The following is a 636-nucleotide window of genomic DNA, read 5'->3' as shown; positions in this document are numbered from 1 at the left end:
AAGCTAGTAAGATCCCTGAAAGATGATCAGGTTGATAGGTCTGAGGTGGAAGCGTGGTGACACGTGGAGCTGACAGATACTAATAGATCGAGGACTTAACCACAATTGATTACTCTGTCATTCTTCTTCTGCATTATCTAGTTTTGAGGGAACAAAACCTCAATCAAATAGTCTGGTGGCGATAGCGAGAAGGTCACACCCGTTCCCATACCGAACACGGAAGTTAAGCTTCTCAGCGCCGATGGTAGTTGGGGGCTCTCCCCCTGTGAGAGTAGGACGTTGCCGGGCAAAACGAAGAACAGTCTGTGAGACTGTTCTTTTTTGTGTTTTTGTTGAAAAAGGAGAAGATTTTAATAATGGCTCTATACTAAATGTTGGGGTTCCTACACAAATTGAGACATAAAAAATGCACGTAATCATCCAGTCTTTTATACTTGAGTTGTCGAGAAACAAGTATAGATTGGAGATACGTGCATAATGAATTCTAACATAAAGTTGCCTGGATTTGAAGAAGTAGTGGTTCTATCAATGGAGGAAGTGGAAGAGAAGCTTCGCATACATGTAGAGATGCCTGTTAAAGCCCATGTTTGTCCGATTTGTGGGACATCAACGGTGAAAATCCACGACTATCGGATA

At 42.3% G+C, this 636-nt stretch carries 2 rRNA genes; both read left to right on the top strand.

The features are described from left to right. A 23S ribosomal RNA gene (locus FZD51_RS25950) occupies positions 1 to 103 on the top strand; the annotation flags it as partial. Between the two features lie 68 nt (positions 104 to 171). Beyond that, positions 172 to 288, top strand: a 5S ribosomal RNA gene (rrf, locus tag FZD51_RS25945). Positions 289 to 636: the final 348 nt, after the last annotated feature.

The organism is Bacillus infantis (assembly GCF_008180445.1).
Lineage (GTDB): Bacteria > Bacillota > Bacilli > Bacillales > Cytobacillaceae > Bacillus_AB > Bacillus_AB infantis_B.
The sequence above is the reverse complement of the archived record's forward strand: the minus strand, read 5'-3'. Positions and strand labels throughout refer to the sequence as shown.